The 1279-nt window shown below is 41.0% G+C and carries 1 protein-coding gene; it reads left to right on the top strand.

The features are described from left to right. The first annotated feature begins 238 nt into the window (after positions 1 to 238). The gene (locus tag AC1DYT_RS26695) at positions 239 to 1273 is read left to right on the top strand and encodes an IS110 family transposase (RefSeq protein ID WP_477462335.1); all 1035 of its coding nucleotides are present in this window, start codon (positions 239 to 241) and stop codon (positions 1271 to 1273) included. Positions 1274 to 1279: the final 6 nt, after the last annotated feature.

Below are 1279 nucleotides of genomic sequence, written 5' to 3'. Positions count from 1 at the left end.
GTTCCATTAGACTTGCAAAGAAATTAATTAACAGATTGTTGTTGATAATTTTGGCATGTTAAAATGTGGAGAAGATAGCCGGTAGGAAATAGTCACGAGTTCTAGCCTTCGAGGCTCTATGTTGATCTAATGCCCTGGCTATCTTCTTTTATTAACCCAAGGCTCTATAGTAATTTAACCCCACGTTCGTAGCATGGAATTAGCCGGGTTAACTCCACATCCTAAACACTAGCATGTTATGGACAAATTTAAACTTTTTTGCGGTATCGACATCAGCAAGGCTGATATCGACGTGGTTTACGGTTCGCAATCCTCAAACCGTTATGTGAAATTAAGCAATGATGCCAAAGGCATCAGCCATCTGTTAGCTTTGTTGCTGTCGCTAGAGTCAGACCGCAGTAAGATTCTGGTCTGCTGTGAAAACACAGGCTCCTACATGGATAAACTGGCCTGTGTGCTCAAGGGTGAGGGTATATTTCTTTGGGCGGTACACCCCTTGCTGCTTAGCTATTATAGCATAGAAATCAACAGGTTTAAAACGGATAAAGCCGATGCGCATAAGATATTTTCTTATGTAGCGAGAAATCAGGACAAAGCCGTATCTTTTTATGCGCCATCACAAACCGTAAGGGAGCTAAAAGAACTCTTTACATTAAGGAAAACCCTCATTGAAACCCGGACAGCTTACACCTGCCGAAATGAAGACAGGCAACAGAAAGCCACTGCTAATGCACTGGTGATGCAAATTGAGGAGCAGCTGATAACCATATTGTCTGCGTATGTCAAAACGCTTGAAAAAGCTATTATTAAAGCTATCTCGGCCGATACGAGAATCAAAAGAATGTACCAGGTCCTTTTATCTATCCCATGCATAGGCCCGGTAACGGCGTGGCATTTCCTTTTTGTAACCGATTGCTTTGAAAGGTTCGATAATTGGAGGGCACTTGCTGCTTTTATAGGGACAGCGCCGTACCCTAAGAAGTCAGGAACTTCCGTCAAATTCAAGGACCGTGTTTCTAAGAAAGCTTATATCCCTTTAAAAGTAGACCTCAATCAAGGCATAGTCAGTGTTTGCACCAGGCCCGGGCAACTATTCTATAGTTACTATCAAGGAATGATCAAGAATAATATCGAACACCTATCCATATTGAATCGGATAAAAAACGTCTTGCTAAAGCTTGTATTCAAACTCATTCATTCGGACACACTGTTTAATCAAGAAATCTTCATGAAAAATAAACTATCATGGCAAAAACATTTGCATATGTCATAGTAATCA

Source organism: Mucilaginibacter sp. P1_D10, from assembly GCF_056406215.1.
This window is presented reverse-complemented; position numbering and strand designations above follow the sequence as displayed.